This window comes from Burkholderia sp. Ac-20344, from assembly GCF_017104975.1.
In the GTDB taxonomy this organism is placed as follows: Bacteria; Pseudomonadota; Gammaproteobacteria; order Burkholderiales; family Burkholderiaceae; genus Burkholderia.
In genome coordinates this window covers 37,707-50,749 of sequence record NZ_JAAGPP010000055.1, presented here as the reverse complement: position 1 = coordinate 50,749, position 13,043 = coordinate 37,707, and the positions used below count along the sequence as shown (strand labels likewise).

Genomic DNA, 13,043 nt, shown 5'->3' with positions numbered 1-13,043 from the left:
CCCGTGGCAGCCGCAAACGTCGACCGCGGGCGACATCGTGCCGGGCCCGCCGCGCGCGTCCGCGCAAGGTTCGCATGACTACACGCTGCCCGCGTCGCCCGCGCTCGCGTCGGTCTCGCCGCCGGCCGCACTCGATGCCGCGCACCCGTACACGCTGCCCGAGCTGATCGATCTCGCCGAATCGTCGAATCCGCTGACCCGCATCGCGTGGAACGACGCACGCAACGCCGCGCTCGCGGTCGGCCTGGCCAAGGTCGCCTACCTGCCGAGGCTGTCCGCGACGGCCATGGGTGGGTACCAGGCGAACCACGGCTCGACATCGTCGATCCTCGGCGACTCGTCGAGCAACTCCACCGTGCACGGCACCATCTCGGCGCTGTCGCTGCAATGGCTGCTGTTCGATTTCGGCGGCCGCGCGGCGCGCGTCGAAGCGGCCGAGCAGGCGTCGATCGCATCGAACGTCGCGTTCACGGCCGTGCACCAGCAGGTGATCCACGACGTGACCGTCGCGTACTACCGCTACGAGGCCGCGCGCTCGCGCGCACTCAGCGCACAGCAGGGCCTCGCGAACGCGGACGCGATCCTCGCGGCCTCCCGCGCGCGGCTCAAGCACGGCGTGGGCACGGTCGTCGAGCTCGCGCAGGCGACGCAAAACCGCGCGCAGGCAAACCTCGCGCTCGTGCAGGCGAACGGCACGGAGAGCGACAGCTACCTCGCCCTCGTCTCCGCGCTCGGCATCTCGCCGCTGTCGAAGCCGACCATCGCCGCGCTGCCGAAGCGCCCGCTGCCGCCCGCGCTCGGCTCGTCGGTCGATGCGATCGTGTCGGACGCAATCGCGCGCCGCCCCGACCTGCAGGGTGCGTTTGCACTTGAAAAGGCCAATCGCGCGAAGATCAAGGCCGCGGAAGCCGCATTCATGCCGAAGATCTTCCTGTCCGCGTCGACGTCGTACGCGAGCGGCGGCACGTCCATCTCCGCGCTGCCCGCGATCGGCGACCAGGCACCGACCGTCAACCTGAACGGCAGCCGCTACGGCGGCGGCGTGTTTCTCGGCGTGACGATCCCGCTGTACGACGGCGGCCTGCGCTCGGCCGTGCTGATGCAGGCGCGCAACGATGCGGAAAGCGCGTCCGCGCGTCTCACGCGCACCAAGGAGGAAGCCGTCCGCCAGGTCGTCGCCGCGCAGAACGCAGTGCAGACGAGCCTTGCATCGCACGACGCCGCAAAGGCGCTCGTCGATGCCGCGCAGACGAGCTACGACGCGGCGCTGACCGCGTACCGGAATGGCGTCGGTTCGGTCACCGATGCGACGATCGCGCAAAGCCAGTTGCTCGCCGCCCGCAACGCCGAGGTCGACAGCTATGCGGGTGCGCTGTCCGCGGCTGCCGCGCTCGCGCTTGCGACGGGGACGATCGGCTCGGCGCAGTAGCGTATCCGCCGCGAGGCGGTTGACGCATGCGCTCGCCGCCCACTAGAATGCCGCCCATTCTCCCTTCAGGAACCATCGTGGACAGTTGCAGCACTCCGTTGCGTGCGCCGCTTGCCGCCTGAACGCCTGTCCGACGCAGCTCTCCTGCCCGGCTCGTGTTCCGCGAGCCGCACGCCTACCGTTTCACACTGAATGACGCATTCGCGCGGTACAGTTCCGCGCGATGACGGCCATCTTCGCGTCGCCTCCGGCCTTGCGCCGCCGCGACGCGAGGCGACACGCGCGCCTTGCACGGCAGGACAACCATGACTTTCGATTTCACACTCCGTCTTTTCACCGCGTTCGCCTGCGGCGTCGCCATCGGCCTCGAGCGCCAGATGCGCCAGCGCACGGCCGGCCTGCGCACGATCACGCTCGTCGCGAGCGGCGCGTGCCTGTTCGTCACGCTCGGCGTGCTGACCGGCAACGGCGTCGCGGGCGTCACGCAGATCGCCGCATACGTCGTGTCGGGCGTCGGCTTTCTCGGCGGCGGCGTGATCATGCGCGACAAGGGTTCGATCCAGGGCATCAACACCGCCGCGACGCTGTGGTGCTCCGCCGCCGTCGGCGTGCTGTCCGGCTCCGGCCATTACGTGCCCGCGCTCGCCGGCACGGGCGTCGTACTGCTGACCAATACGGTGCTGCGCGGCGTCAGCCAGGCAATCAACGCGACGCCTGTATCGAACGCCGATCTCGTGCGCGAATACCAGATCACCGTGATCTGCCTGACCGCCGACGAGGTGCACATCCGCACGCTGCTGTCGAACTCGATGTATGCGAAGCCGCTGTCGTTCCAGAGCCTCACGAGCGAGGACGTGCCCGACCAGCCGGACCGGCTGAAGGTGACCGCGACACTGAAGCTGCATCCGAAGGATCAGCAGAAGCTCGAGCAGATCGCAAGCCGGATGAGCATGGAGAAGAGCATTTCCAGCGTGAGCTGGACCGCGAAGGAAGCGGAGCCGATGATGGAGTGAGTGGCCCGACGGCAGCCGCATCTCGCGCTGCCACCCGCCCTCACTCCGGGTCAGGGAGTCTCGATCAGCCCGGCCGAGATGGCCTTGACGACGGCCTGGACCTTGTTCGTCGCGCCCAGTTTCTCGAGGATGTTGTTGACGTGGAAGTTGACCGTCCGTTCCGAGATGCTGAGGATCTGGCCGATTTCGCACGCGGTCTTGCCCTCGGCCGTCCAGCACAGCACCTCGCGCTCGCGCGCGGTCAGCGTGACGCCCGCCGCCGGCGACAGCTTCGGCACCATGAAGCGGCTCATCAGCGAGTGCGACAGGTTCGCGAGCCAGTTCGTCTGCAACGTCAGCATGTTGATTTCGGCCGGCGTCAGCCGGTCGGCATGGCGTGCGATGCTCAGCAGGCCGAACGCGCCGCGGGCCGCCCAGCTCGACTGCGCGACGCCCACCGACAGCCCGAAATCACGCGCGTCCTGCCACAGCGGGCACGGTTCGATCCGGTCGACGTCCGGCCACACGATCATGTTGGTGCTGAGCGCGCCGTCGCGAACCGTCGAATCGATCTCGATGTAGTTCTGCGCCTGATAGTGCGCCATCCAGCCGTCCGGATAGGTATTGAAGATCGCGACCGCCGGCTTCGATACGGGCAACGGCACGCGAATGCCGTAGCAGCAGTATTCGAATCCCAGCCGTCTGGAATAGGCGGCGACCCGCTGGAAGAGCTGCTGCTCGTCTTCCGCGGCGCTGAATTGTTGATAGGCATCCTGCCAGCGCAGTTCCATTCATTCTCCGACAACGTCACGCTGTCATACTTGTCAGGTTCCAGCACCCATTCGACGCTGATACATTCCGCGCATGACTTCACCTTTGCTGCACCCGGTCTCCGGCCCGTCCCCGGACGGCTACGTACGCCTGCCAGAAGGCGCACTGGCCGTGCTTGCGCTCGACCATGTCGCAAGCGGCCTCGACGCATCACTGCTTGCGGAATTGCGCGACAGCGCAATCGACGCACGCCTCGCCGGCTATACCGAATGGCATCGCCCGGCCAGAGCCGGCGTCGCTTACGTGACGATCGGCTGGGACTGGTATCTCGAACGCGCGACGGGCACGTTCGTGATCGCGGGCGGCGACGTCCGCAGCAACGTGATGGCCGTCGATGCCACCGGCGCCGACATCGGCATGTTTCGCACTGCCGCCGCGCTTGCCGCGCGGCTCGCATGCATCGATTGGCCCGCTGCGGTCGCGTCGGCCCTGCTCGGGCACCACGACACCTATCATGCCGGTCCGACGCTCCAGTGACAACTGGCGCGCATTCATTCCTCTGACGATTTCCGCGATGCTGGCGCTCTTTATAAGCAAAAGCGCCACGGTTTTCAATCCCGTTGATCAAGAAACCGTTACCACGTCCTGATCGGCACCGTTTCACCGCCACCCTGTAAGAGTTACCAGTTACAGCCTCCTCGTGCTGCGCGATGTAATGCATGCATACAAAAGCACAGATCCGAGGACACCATGCGGACCTTCGTTCACGAAGAAGGACGGTTACCACACGAACTTGCAGCGGATCTCGGGCGCTATCGGCGCCGTGTGTTCGTCGAACAACTCGGTTGGGCGCTCCCGTCGGCGAACGAAAGCTTCGAGCGCGACCAGTTCGATCGCGACGATACCGTCTACGTGTTCGCGCGAAACGCCGGCGGCGACATGTGCGGATGTGCGCGCCTGCTGCCGACCACACGCCCGTATCTGCTGAAGTCGCTGTTCGCCGACCTGATCGCCGAAGACATGCCGCTGCCGCAATCGACCGCCGTCTGGGAACTGTCCCGGTTTGCGGCAACCGACGACGAAGGCGGGCCGGGCAATGCCGAATGGGCCGTACGCCCGATGCTCGCGGCCGTCGTCGAATGCGCGGCGCAGCTTGGCGCGCGGCAGTTGATCGGCGTGACGTTCGCGAGCATGGAGCGGCTGTTCCGCCGGATCGGCATACACGCGCACCGCGCAGGCCCGCCGAAGCAGGTGGACGGACGTCTGGTGGTCGCGTGTTGGATCGACATCGATCCGCAAACGTTTGCCGCACTAGGAATCGAGCCGGGGCAGGCCGCCCGGCAAGCCATCGCCGCCTGAGCCGGAACGCGCGTTTCTGTCCGGGCGGCATCGTAACGAAGGAGAATCAACGTGGACCAGTCTCAGGTCTTTCGCGCGATGATGCCCGGGTTGACGGGCGCGAACGGCGCCCGCATCGCGGTCGCCTACCCGTCGTTTCCCCGGCCGCTGCCGCTCGTGCGGCTCGACCGCCGCGGGCTCGTGTTCCGCGCCGCCGGCGCCGCGCCGCTCGTCTGCGGGCTGCCGCGTGCGGCGACGCTGCTGGTCGCGGACGAGCCGCTCTGCTCGCTGCGCCTCGTGATCCGCGACATCGCCCCGGCCGGCGAAGGCCGGCATGACCTGACGATGCAGCCGTCCGGCGCCGCCGGCGACGAATTGCTGTGGCATGCGCTGCGCGATCGCGAGCCCTACCGCCGGATTCAGCACCCGCTCGCACCCGTCGGCACGTCCATCGCCACCGACGGCGAACCACACCCATCGGCCCGGGACGCCGGGCCGCGCCCGTCGCGCAGCGCGGCCTTCCGGCTGCCTTGCCACAGCGACGCGCTGTTCTTTGCCGACTGGCTCGAATATCACTTCGACGAATTGCGCGCGCTGTCGCAACAGCACGGGCCGCAACTGCAGCTCAACCAGCTCGAGCGACAGGTTGCCGACGACGAGGTCGGCGTGCGCTTCGTCTACGACATCGACGGGCACACGACACGGCACGCGCTGACCGACTGCGCGCGCGAGGCCTGTGCATGGATCGAGACGGAGATGCGCGACAAGTTCGCGTTGCCTGTCGCGCAGGAGCGGTTCAGCGCGTTTGCGGCGCACGCGCGGGCTGGCGGCATGTGAATGCGGTGCAGCAGGAAGTTGTATCGATACAACTAGGGCTTGCCATGCCTCGGGTTTTCCCTTAAATTTACATCTGTCTCCTCCATGTCTCCAAACATGGATTCAGCCCGCTCAATGTAGCGGGCTTTTTCTTGCCTGCGTGAATTGTGGGGACACATCCCCTTGCGCCCCACCTAGCCTGCCGGGCGCGCATCAGGCGGCCACGGCCAGTAGTGGTACACCGCAAATATCAGCGCCACCACCCCGATCATGACCAGCAGCAGGGTCAACCAGCCCTTTTTGGTCGTTGGCAGGTCCGCCAGCGCACTCACGTCACCCGTCAGGGCTGCCAGCGCGACCATGCCGAGTCCGACCAATACCATCGTCCCCTTGGCCACCCATCCAAAGGCAACCTCCAGCACGGCCGCCCATCGCGACTGGCGATAGGGGCCGGCGACCGGCCGACGGAGATCAGGCTTACTCATTCGCGGCCTCTCGTCCGGGATAGGCGCATCCGCCTATCGATCGACAGGCTGAGGTGAAAGCAGAACGTCGAAAGTTGTCCGGACAAGCACCTGCTGCAACGGGGTGTGCGCATTTGATCGGAAGCGCCATATTTTTTCGGGAGACGAGGTTCAACGGTTCGATTCGTTTGGCCGGAATAAGCCCATATCGTTCAATACGTCGCGCTTGCGCCGGGACGCGATTCGTTCGCCTCGCGCAATCGGGATCGGCCGGCTTATCATTGACCGGCCCACCACTCGCCCCCGAGGCCATCTTGCCCGCCCATCTGCGCATTGCCCGCCCGGTCAGCAACCTCGCCCGAACCGAGCGCATGTATCGCGACGGCCTCGACTATCACTTCGAGTTCACGCACTGCCCCGATCATCCAATCGCGCCGTCGCCAACACCCGAAGACCTGATCGTGTTCTACCTGCCCGATCGGCCGGAATGGGAAGCCGCCTGCGCGCGCGCCACTGCGCATGGCTTCATGCCCGTGACGTCGTTCAATCCGTACTGGGAAATATCCGGCCAGACCTTCGAGGATGCCGACGGCTACCGGATCGTGCTGCAGAACGGCACCTGGCGCTGACGCGCAAATCCGCATGAGCCGTTACGTGCCGGCCAGGCAAGCGGCGCGGGCGGCATACACGACGTGCCGACGCAGCGCGTGCCCTTCCGGCAATGCAGGATGGTCGAAATCGCGTGCGGGCTGACGCTGTATGCCGAGCCGCTGCATCACGTGCTGCGATCGCAGGTTGGTGTCGGCCGTCCACGCGAGGATCTCGCCGAGCCCCATCCGGTCGAACCCGTCGGCCAGTGCAGCGGCGGCCGCTTCGGCAACGTAGCCATGCCCCCATGCGTGGCGCGCCTGCCGCCACATGATCTCGACGCACGGCGCCATCGGATGCGTTGCACGCATTTCGTGCGACAGGCCGCACACCCCGATCAACACCGCATCGGTGCGGCGCTCGACCGCCCACGGGCCGAATCCATGTGCATCGACATGCGCGTCGAAACGCGCGATGACGTCGCTCGCCTCGTCAACGGACATCGGGCCGCGTGCGAGCCATGCGGTCACATCCGGATCCGCATGCATTGCCGACAGCGCGCCCGCATCCGCCGGCCGCCAGCGGCGCAGCGTCAGACGTTTGGTTTCGATCTTCGACGGTGTGGACATGGGGGATACGGATCGTTCAGGCGGCGCAACGCGAGCGCCGTGACCAACCTGAAAGCGGAACAGGCGAAGGTGAAATCGGGATCGTTGCCTCTGCCGGCAACGATCCAGGGAACAGGAGGCGAGAAACGGGCGCCAGTGCACCCGCTGCGATTACTCGTTTTCTTCGAAGTAATGCCCGAACTTCGTCTGCTTCGTGCGGATATAACGCTCGTTTTCCTCGCGCACGGGCACCGCAAGCGCCACGCGTTCGCAGACGGGAATGCCATGCTTCGCGAGCGTGTCGAACTTCGCCGGGTTGTTGCTCATCAGCCGCACCGACGTCACGCCGAGGATCCGGAGGATCGCGGCGGCCGAGTCGTATTCGCGGGCGTCGTCGGGCAGGCCGAGGTCGAGGTTCGCCTCGACGGTATCGCGCCCCTGCTCCTGCAGCGCGTACGCGCGAATCTTGTTGCTCAGGCCGATCCCGCGCCCTTCATGGCCGCGCAGATACAGCAGCACACCGCGGTCTTCGGCTGCAATGTAGCGCAACGCGAGATCGAGCTGCTCGCCGCAATCACAGCGGTACGAGCCGAACACGTCACCGGTCAGGCATTCGGAATGCAGCCGCGTCAGCACGGACTGCTCGCCGGCGACGTCGCCCATCACGAGCGCGAGATGTTCGGCATCGCTGCCCGAAACGCGGAAAGCGTACGACGTGAACGTACCGTAGCGCGTGGGCAGCGACGCGGTGGCGACGAGCGTCACGCACTCGTCGGCCTGGCCATTGCCCGGCGTGGGCGATTGGGGACGCGAAGACATCATGAATTCAATCGAAACGTTCAGGAATGTAGGAGTTGTGTGGATAGTGCGTGACGGGAGTTTACCGCTAATCTGGAATCGTCACGCGACTGCTGCCGCCTGCGCGGCTATACTGGGCTCGTCGGGTGACACGCATCACGCCCCGCCTGCCCAGCATCGACCTGCACACGGAGAAAGCGAATGAGCACGACTGTCGCGCAGATTCTCAAGGCCAAACCGGATTCGGGCCGCACCATCTACACCGTCACGAAGACCGATCTCGTCTACGACGCCATCAAGCTGATGGCGGAAAAGGGCATCGGCGCGCTGCTGGTCGTGGACGGCGACGATATCGCGGGCATCGTCACCGAGCGCGACTACGCGCGCAAGATCGTCCTGCAGGATCGCTCGTCGAAAGCCACCCGCGTCGAGGAAATCATGACGGCGAAGGTACGCTACGTCGAACCGTCGCAATCCACCGACGAGTGCATGGCACTGATGACCGAGCACCGGATGCGCCACCTGCCCGTCCTCGACGGCGGCAAGCTGGTCGGCCTCATCTCGATCGGCGACCTCGTCAAGAGCGTGATTGCCGATCAGCAGTTCACGATCAGCCAGCTCGAACACTATATCCACGGCACGCCCGCGGTCACGTCCGCCTGACCCGCCCCAGCGAAAAAGGCCCAAACGCGCGAGCGTCTGGGCGGAAAGCCGCCGGAATGCGGCGACGGAGGTTCTGCTCCTGCGGGCGAATGACGCGCGCGACTGGCGCGCGTCTCGTCGATCAAGCGATGCGCTCGGGCAGACCCGGGGGCGTTCTTCAGTTGCCGAAATAGACCGAGTTCACGGGATTCGGTGCTTCCCGCGTCATGCGACGGCCGGCTTGCCCGGCACCCGTCGCCACGGCACCGTAGCCGCTCGTATCGGCTTGCGCGAGCATCGGCTGGTTCGGTTGAAGGCGTTGTTCAGCGGCCTGGATGTTGTCCGGATACTGCGAATCGCTCGCCAGCGGCTTGTAGCCGTTCTGTTCGAGTTGCACGAGCTCGGCCTTGACCTGGTCGCGGGTCTGCCCCTGCTCGGACTGCGCAAACGATGCAACCGGGGCGGCAAGGACAGATGCGGCGACGGCTGCGTAGATGATCGACTTCATGATTTACCTCCGGAATATGTTCTCTTATGGCGTCGCCTCGGCAGGACTGTCTGAAGCGATTGAATGCAGTGTAGTTCCCGCCACCCCAAGGGGAAACCCTTAGTTTGAACATACAGTGTTGCGATTTTGAAAAAAATCGCCGGCACTTCCCGGGCGATATCGTCTCAACTTGCTTCACTCCCACAACAATCGCTGACGAAATGCCGACAGCCAAATCACATATCCCGAAGGTTGTGTTGTAGAATCGTAAGGTTTTATTCGTCAGTCGATCTTCCATCCACCATGTCCGCGCTCACGCCCCTTTCGGTTTCGCCGTCCGGCCCGGCCGGCGTGCGTGCGCGCGCCGGTCATCCGGCGTACCCCCTCGCTCGACGCACGGCCCAGGCGCCGCTCGCCCCTGCCCGGCGCCTGATCTGACAGCTCGGTCTCCTCCCGGAGCCAGGTCAGACAGGCTCCGGGCGATCCTCATAGGCACGCCCCGCCTGCCCCTGCCGATCATTTGGAGCACTACCATGAAACAACGCCTTTATCAGTTGACCGAACTCGACGTTGCTCGCCTCGAAAAGCACGCCGAACACAACCCGCGCTTCCAGACGATGCTCGACACGCTGCTCGAGCGCGCCGACATCGTCCAGCCCGATGCCATCAAGGCGAACGTCGTCACGATGAACTCGCAGATCACGCTGCTCGACGAAGCGACCCAGGAACAAGCCACCTGGACGATTGTTTATCCGGATGCCGCCAATCTCGAGCTCGGCCGCCTGAACGTCTTCTCGCCCGTCGGCATGGCACTGCTGGGCACCCAGCGCGGCCAGATGGTCAAGGTGATGCAGCCGAGCGGCGCCGAAAAGCTGATGAAGGTCGCCGCGATCGTGTTCCAGCCGGAAGCCAACGGCGAATACACGCGCTGAGCCCCCTGCCGGCGGCACTGCGCCGTAACGGCGCACAACGAAAAAAGCGAGGCACTGGCCTCGCTTTTTTGCATCCGGACGATGTATATCGCCGACATCACATTCGGCAGATAAAAAAAAGGCGCCCGAAGGCGCCTTTTTCGATGCTGCGAAGCGGGTTACCCCGCCGTCACGCTTAGAAGCGGTGACGCAGACCAACCGTTGCTGCGGTTTGGTTGATCGACGAGCTCGAAGCCGTCGTCGGGTCGCCGTTGTAGATCGACGCGCCGCCAGCATTCTTCGATGCGCGCTGGTACACAGCTTGTGCGTACACGTCCGTGCGCTTCGACAGTGAGTAGTCAGCTTGCAGGCCGAACTGGTTCCAGTGCGCGCTGCTGCCGTCAACCTTCGCGCTCGTGTACGTGTAAGCAGCACCCAGGCCGAGAGCCGGCGTCAGGTTGTACTTTGCGTTGACTTCGTAGTTATCAGCGCGGAACGTGCCAGCACCGTTAGCTTGGTTGTCAACACGCGATTGCGTCCACGCTGCACCAACTTGCGCCGGGCCGAATGCGTATGCTGCTGCTGCACCGTACGTGCGCAGGCGGCCTTGGCCGTTGAACAGTGCGTTGTTCGACACAACTGCGCCCGACGACGTTGCGTTCGGGTTGTTCGCTTGCGAGTACGCTGCACCCAGCTTCAGGCCTTGGTACTGGTACGACACGCCGCCGCTGTATGCACGGTTGTTGCCGAAGTTCGTATCGTTCGAGAACGAGTACGTGCCGCCGAATTGCAGGCCAGCGTAGTTCGCGCTCGTGAACTTGATCGAGTTGTTGTTCGAGTAGCCGCCGTTCGTGCTCAGGTTGTCGTTGTTGAACGGGTGAGCGAAGTACGTACCACCCCACGTGCCCGTTGCGGTCAGCGGAGCCAGGTAGTCTTGAACGGAGTCATACTGCTTGCCCAGCGTAACCGTGCCGTACTGGCTCGACAGACCGACAAATGCTTGACGGTTGAAAATCGTGTTGTTGCCGCCGTTTGCGAACTTGCCGTTACCGATGCCGAAGCCGCTTTCCAACGTGAAGATTGCCTTCAGACCGCCACCGAGGTCTTCCGAGCCACGCAGGCCGAAACGGCTCTGGTCAATACCCGAACCCATCGACCACAGCGACTTGCCTTGGCCGGCTGCGTTCTGGACGTTGCTTTGGTAGGTGATGCCTGCGTCCAGCACGCCGTACAGCGTGACGCTGCTTTGCGCGTGAGCGACGGTAGCAAACGATGCTGCAGCTGCTGCAACGATCAGAGTCTTGTTCATTCGTGGAGCTCCCTTCTAAAAAGAGGCAGGTCTCGCGACCTTGTTCATAAACGGTCTGCAACCGCCCGGGAGCGCCATCGATCCTGCTGGCCGCGCCCGGATAGTTGCCCGTTTGGGAACCGTGAGTTTAGGGGTGTACCCTAGGGGAGCGATCCGCAAATAAAGAAATAAGCTTTTCCAGAACTAGAAATAATAGAAATGGGGAATCGTTATAAGTATTTGTTTTTACGTTTGTTTTTGGCTTCTTGACGGGGGCTTTTTGAAGGCTTTCATCGCACCATTCTTTCATGTCATCGTCTTGACGGTTGCATAGAAACAACAAACGGATTCGGCTCAGCACCTCGAAAACGGTAAATTTTACCCAATTCAGTCTCGAATTTCAGGTTCCGGGCGTCTGAAACGCACCCGTCAGCCAGTAAGCAGGTCGCGACGTTCGTCCAGCTGGCAACGCCCCCCCGTCAGCCGCAGTACCAGAAAAGCCGGCCGCCTCCTGCCGGCGGTTCGCCCGCCTGCCGTGACACACGGTAACAGCCTTAACCGCGCGCGTAACCCGTCCGGCGGACTGGCAGGCTAATGTAAGGCAGCCTGAATACAGAATAGGACACGCCATGAATCGACGCTCGTTGTTGCGCGCCATCGGACTGACCGCCGCCTTCGTCGGCACCGGCTGGCTCCGTGCCGCCTCGGCCCAGCCCGCGCCGCCCGTGTACCGGCCGTCCGGCCCGAACCGCGTGCCCGGCGGGCCGCCCTATGCGGATCGCCCGGGCTTCGCACCGCCGGCGGCCCGGCACGACCGCCGTCCGCCGCCGCCACGGCCGCACGGCTATATATGGACGGATGGCTACTGGCGCTGGCAGCGTGGTCGCTATATATGGGTGTCCGGCCGCTGGGTCGCACGGCGCCCCGGGCGCCGGTGGGTGCCCGGCTACTGGCGACGCCAGGGACAGGTGTGGATCTACGTCGACGGTACGTGGCGATAGGCAACCGCCCGGCGCCCCGCCCGATGGCAGGCACGGAACCGGGCGGCGCGAGCGAACCCGCGCCGTTCGGCTCCGACATCATGATGCCTCGCAGGACCCTCCGCGAATCCTGCTCCACCCCGCCCCGATGCCGGCACCCAAACCGGTGCCGAGGCGTCCGGTCACGCAACCTCGACCATCGACATGCTCGCCGGTCTACGGCAGCCCCTCCCGACTCGAGCGGATCCTGCCGCACCTGTCGTGCGCCATGCCGCGGAATTCCGCGGTTTCGGTCGCCCCGGCGCGTGCCCGTGTAAAAGGAGCACCGCCAACGCCTTGCCGCATTCCGGACGAATGGAACACATCGCGGCAACCGCGCCCCCGCACCACCCCGGCAAGGTCATTCGGATAACGAAATCATGAAATGGCGACACACATGCAGCGATGCCATGTCTCGTCACATCGCACTCGATCCGCCGCACAACGCCCATCGGCATGACGGCGCGTGCGCCCCGCTCAACGCCCGCCGCCCTCCAGCTCCCGTGCACGACGTCGCGCGGCGCAGATCGCGCGATGATGTTCGTCGGCCCACCGGATCATCGCCTGCATCGGCGTGAGGAACGAGCGCCCGAGGTCGGTCAGCGCATACTCGACGCGCGGCGGCACTTCGGCGAACAACGTGCGACTGACGAAGCCGTCCTGCTCGAGCCGCTTGAGCGTGCGCGACAGCATCTGGTTCGACACATCGCCGATCGCGCGGCCGAGTTCGTTGAAACGCATCGTCCCGCCGGACAGCGCTTCGAGTACGAGCAGGCTCCACTGGTCGCCGATGCGGTCGAGCACATCGCGAATCGGGCACGGCTGATCGAGTTCGACGGTTTCATCGGCGGGCGGAAACGGCATGGCTGGATTCTCTTTCACGGGCAACACA

The 13,043-nt window shown here is 64.8% G+C and carries 16 protein-coding genes; 9 read left to right on the top strand and 7 right to left on the bottom strand.

Translation table 11 applies throughout. The annotated features are described in order from the left end of the window. The coding region (locus G3N64_RS18925) for a TolC family protein (RefSeq protein WP_205785300.1) at positions 1-1,429 on the top strand (1,429 nt) is incomplete at its 5' end. A gap of 305 nt (positions 1,430-1,734) precedes the next feature. Then, positions 1,735-2,442: an MgtC/SapB family protein gene (locus G3N64_RS18920; protein WP_205785299.1), complete on the top strand. Its 708-nt coding sequence runs from the start codon at positions 1,735-1,737 to the stop codon at positions 2,440-2,442. A 50-nt stretch (positions 2,443-2,492) separates the two neighbouring features. On the opposite strand, the gene G3N64_RS18915 is transcribed toward G3N64_RS18920, so the two are convergent. Next, the gene (locus G3N64_RS18915) at positions 2,493-3,212 is read right to left on the bottom strand and encodes an autoinducer binding domain-containing protein (protein WP_205785298.1); all 720 of its coding nucleotides are present in this window, start codon (positions 3,210-3,212) and stop codon (positions 2,493-2,495) included. A 73-nt stretch (positions 3,213-3,285) separates the two neighbouring features. On the opposite strand from G3N64_RS18915, the gene G3N64_RS18910 reads away from it, so the two are divergent. From G3N64_RS18910 to G3N64_RS18900, 3 genes are all read left to right on the top strand, one after another. Continuing rightward, complete coding sequence (locus G3N64_RS18910) at positions 3,286-3,729, top strand: DUF4902 domain-containing protein (protein WP_205785297.1); 444 nt, start codon at positions 3,286-3,288, stop codon at positions 3,727-3,729. A gap of 213 nt (positions 3,730-3,942) precedes the next feature. Continuing rightward, complete coding sequence (locus tag G3N64_RS18905; RefSeq protein WP_205785296.1) at positions 3,943-4,551, top strand: acyl-homoserine-lactone synthase; 609 nt, start codon at positions 3,943-3,945, stop codon at positions 4,549-4,551. A 51-nt stretch (positions 4,552-4,602) separates the two neighbouring features. Then, positions 4,603-5,367 carry a hypothetical protein gene (locus tag G3N64_RS18900; protein ID WP_205785295.1) on the top strand — a complete coding sequence of 255 codons (765 nt, stop codon included), beginning with the start codon at positions 4,603-4,605 and terminating at the stop codon, positions 5,365-5,367. Positions 5,368-5,540: 173 nt separating this feature from the next. Here the strand turns inward: G3N64_RS18900 and G3N64_RS18895 are convergent, their stop codons facing one another. Continuing rightward, complete coding sequence (locus tag G3N64_RS18895) at positions 5,541-5,831, bottom strand: hypothetical protein (protein WP_205785294.1); 291 nt, start codon at positions 5,829-5,831, stop codon at positions 5,541-5,543. Positions 5,832-6,124: 293 nt separating this feature from the next. On the opposite strand from G3N64_RS18895, the gene G3N64_RS18890 reads away from it, so the two are divergent. Continuing rightward, the gene (locus G3N64_RS18890) at positions 6,125-6,439 is read left to right on the top strand and encodes a VOC family protein (RefSeq protein ID WP_205785293.1); all 315 of its coding nucleotides are present in this window, start codon (positions 6,125-6,127) and stop codon (positions 6,437-6,439) included. A gap of 21 nt (positions 6,440-6,460) precedes the next feature. Here G3N64_RS18890 and G3N64_RS18885 read toward each other — a convergent pair whose 3' ends face one another. Together G3N64_RS18885 and ribA are read right to left on the bottom strand one after the other, a co-directional pair. Beyond that, positions 6,461-7,027 (bottom strand): GNAT family N-acetyltransferase, encoded by a 567-nt coding sequence (locus G3N64_RS18885; protein WP_205785292.1) that lies wholly within the window; start codon positions 7,025-7,027, stop codon positions 6,461-6,463. Positions 7,028-7,177: 150 nt separating this feature from the next. Further along, on the bottom strand, positions 7,178-7,828 hold the full coding sequence (ribA, locus tag G3N64_RS18880) for a GTP cyclohydrolase II (RefSeq protein ID WP_069260282.1): 651 nt from the start codon (positions 7,826-7,828) through the stop codon (positions 7,178-7,180). Between the two features lie 177 nt (positions 7,829-8,005). On the opposite strand from ribA, the gene G3N64_RS18875 reads away from it, so the two are divergent. Continuing rightward, positions 8,006-8,467, top strand: coding sequence for a CBS domain-containing protein (locus G3N64_RS18875; RefSeq protein ID WP_060085547.1), 462 nt, complete (start codon positions 8,006-8,008; stop codon positions 8,465-8,467). Positions 8,468-8,624: 157 nt separating this feature from the next. Here G3N64_RS18875 and G3N64_RS18870 read toward each other — a convergent pair whose 3' ends face one another. Next, positions 8,625-8,954 carry a DUF4148 domain-containing protein gene (locus G3N64_RS18870; RefSeq protein WP_205785291.1) on the bottom strand — a complete coding sequence of 110 codons (330 nt, stop codon included), beginning with the start codon at positions 8,952-8,954 and terminating at the stop codon, positions 8,625-8,627. A gap of 512 nt (positions 8,955-9,466) precedes the next feature. Between G3N64_RS18870 and G3N64_RS18865 the strand changes: the two genes are divergently transcribed. Beyond that, entirely contained in the window at positions 9,467-9,865 is a 399-nt protein-coding gene (locus tag G3N64_RS18865) for a GreA/GreB family elongation factor (protein WP_006486027.1), read from the top strand. 175 nt (positions 9,866-10,040) lie between these two features. Here G3N64_RS18865 and G3N64_RS18860 read toward each other — a convergent pair whose 3' ends face one another. Continuing rightward, on the bottom strand, positions 10,041-11,153 hold the full coding sequence (locus tag G3N64_RS18860) for a porin (protein WP_205785290.1): 1,113 nt from the start codon (positions 11,151-11,153) through the stop codon (positions 10,041-10,043). A gap of 608 nt (positions 11,154-11,761) precedes the next feature. On the opposite strand from G3N64_RS18860, the gene G3N64_RS18855 reads away from it, so the two are divergent. After that, positions 11,762-12,133 (top strand): YXWGXW repeat-containing protein, encoded by a 372-nt coding sequence (locus G3N64_RS18855; protein WP_205785289.1) that lies wholly within the window; start codon positions 11,762-11,764, stop codon positions 12,131-12,133. 495 nt (positions 12,134-12,628) lie between these two features. Here the strand turns inward: G3N64_RS18855 and G3N64_RS18850 are convergent, their stop codons facing one another. Beyond that, positions 12,629-13,015 carry a helix-turn-helix domain-containing protein gene (locus tag G3N64_RS18850; protein ID WP_205785288.1) on the bottom strand — a complete coding sequence of 129 codons (387 nt, stop codon included), beginning with the start codon at positions 13,013-13,015 and terminating at the stop codon, positions 12,629-12,631. Between the last annotated feature and the right edge of the window lie 28 nt (positions 13,016-13,043).

Bases quoted from the DNA above. Each gene is read 5' to 3' on its own strand.
- G3N64_RS18850 (WP_205785288.1), bottom strand. From the start codon at position 13,015: ATGCCGTTTCCGCCCGCCGATGAAACCGTCGAACTCGATCAGCCGTGC.
- G3N64_RS18920 (WP_205785299.1), top strand. From the start codon at position 1,735: ATGACTTTCGATTTCACACTCCGTCTTTTCACCGCGTTCGCCTGCGGC.
- ribA (WP_069260282.1), bottom strand. From the start codon at position 7,828: ATGATGTCTTCGCGTCCCCAATCGCCCACGCCGGGCAATGGCCAGGCC.
- G3N64_RS18905 (WP_205785296.1), top strand. From the start codon at position 3,943: ATGCGGACCTTCGTTCACGAAGAAGGACGGTTACCACACGAACTTGCA.
- G3N64_RS18910 (WP_205785297.1), top strand. From the start codon at position 3,286: ATGACTTCACCTTTGCTGCACCCGGTCTCCGGCCCGTCCCCGGACGGC.
- G3N64_RS18855 (WP_205785289.1), top strand. From the start codon at position 11,762: ATGAATCGACGCTCGTTGTTGCGCGCCATCGGACTGACCGCCGCCTTC.
- G3N64_RS18860 (WP_205785290.1), bottom strand. From the start codon at position 11,153: ATGAACAAGACTCTGATCGTTGCAGCAGCTGCAGCATCGTTTGCTACC.
- G3N64_RS18875 (WP_060085547.1), top strand. From the start codon at position 8,006: ATGAGCACGACTGTCGCGCAGATTCTCAAGGCCAAACCGGATTCGGGC.
- G3N64_RS18885 (WP_205785292.1), bottom strand. From the start codon at position 7,027: ATGTCCACACCGTCGAAGATCGAAACCAAACGTCTGACGCTGCGCCGC.
- G3N64_RS18870 (WP_205785291.1), bottom strand. From the start codon at position 8,954: ATGAAGTCGATCATCTACGCAGCCGTCGCCGCATCTGTCCTTGCCGCC.
- G3N64_RS18865 (WP_006486027.1), top strand. From the start codon at position 9,467: ATGAAACAACGCCTTTATCAGTTGACCGAACTCGACGTTGCTCGCCTC.
- G3N64_RS18915 (WP_205785298.1), bottom strand. From the start codon at position 3,212: ATGGAACTGCGCTGGCAGGATGCCTATCAACAATTCAGCGCCGCGGAA.
- G3N64_RS18895 (WP_205785294.1), bottom strand. From the start codon at position 5,831: ATGAGTAAGCCTGATCTCCGTCGGCCGGTCGCCGGCCCCTATCGCCAG.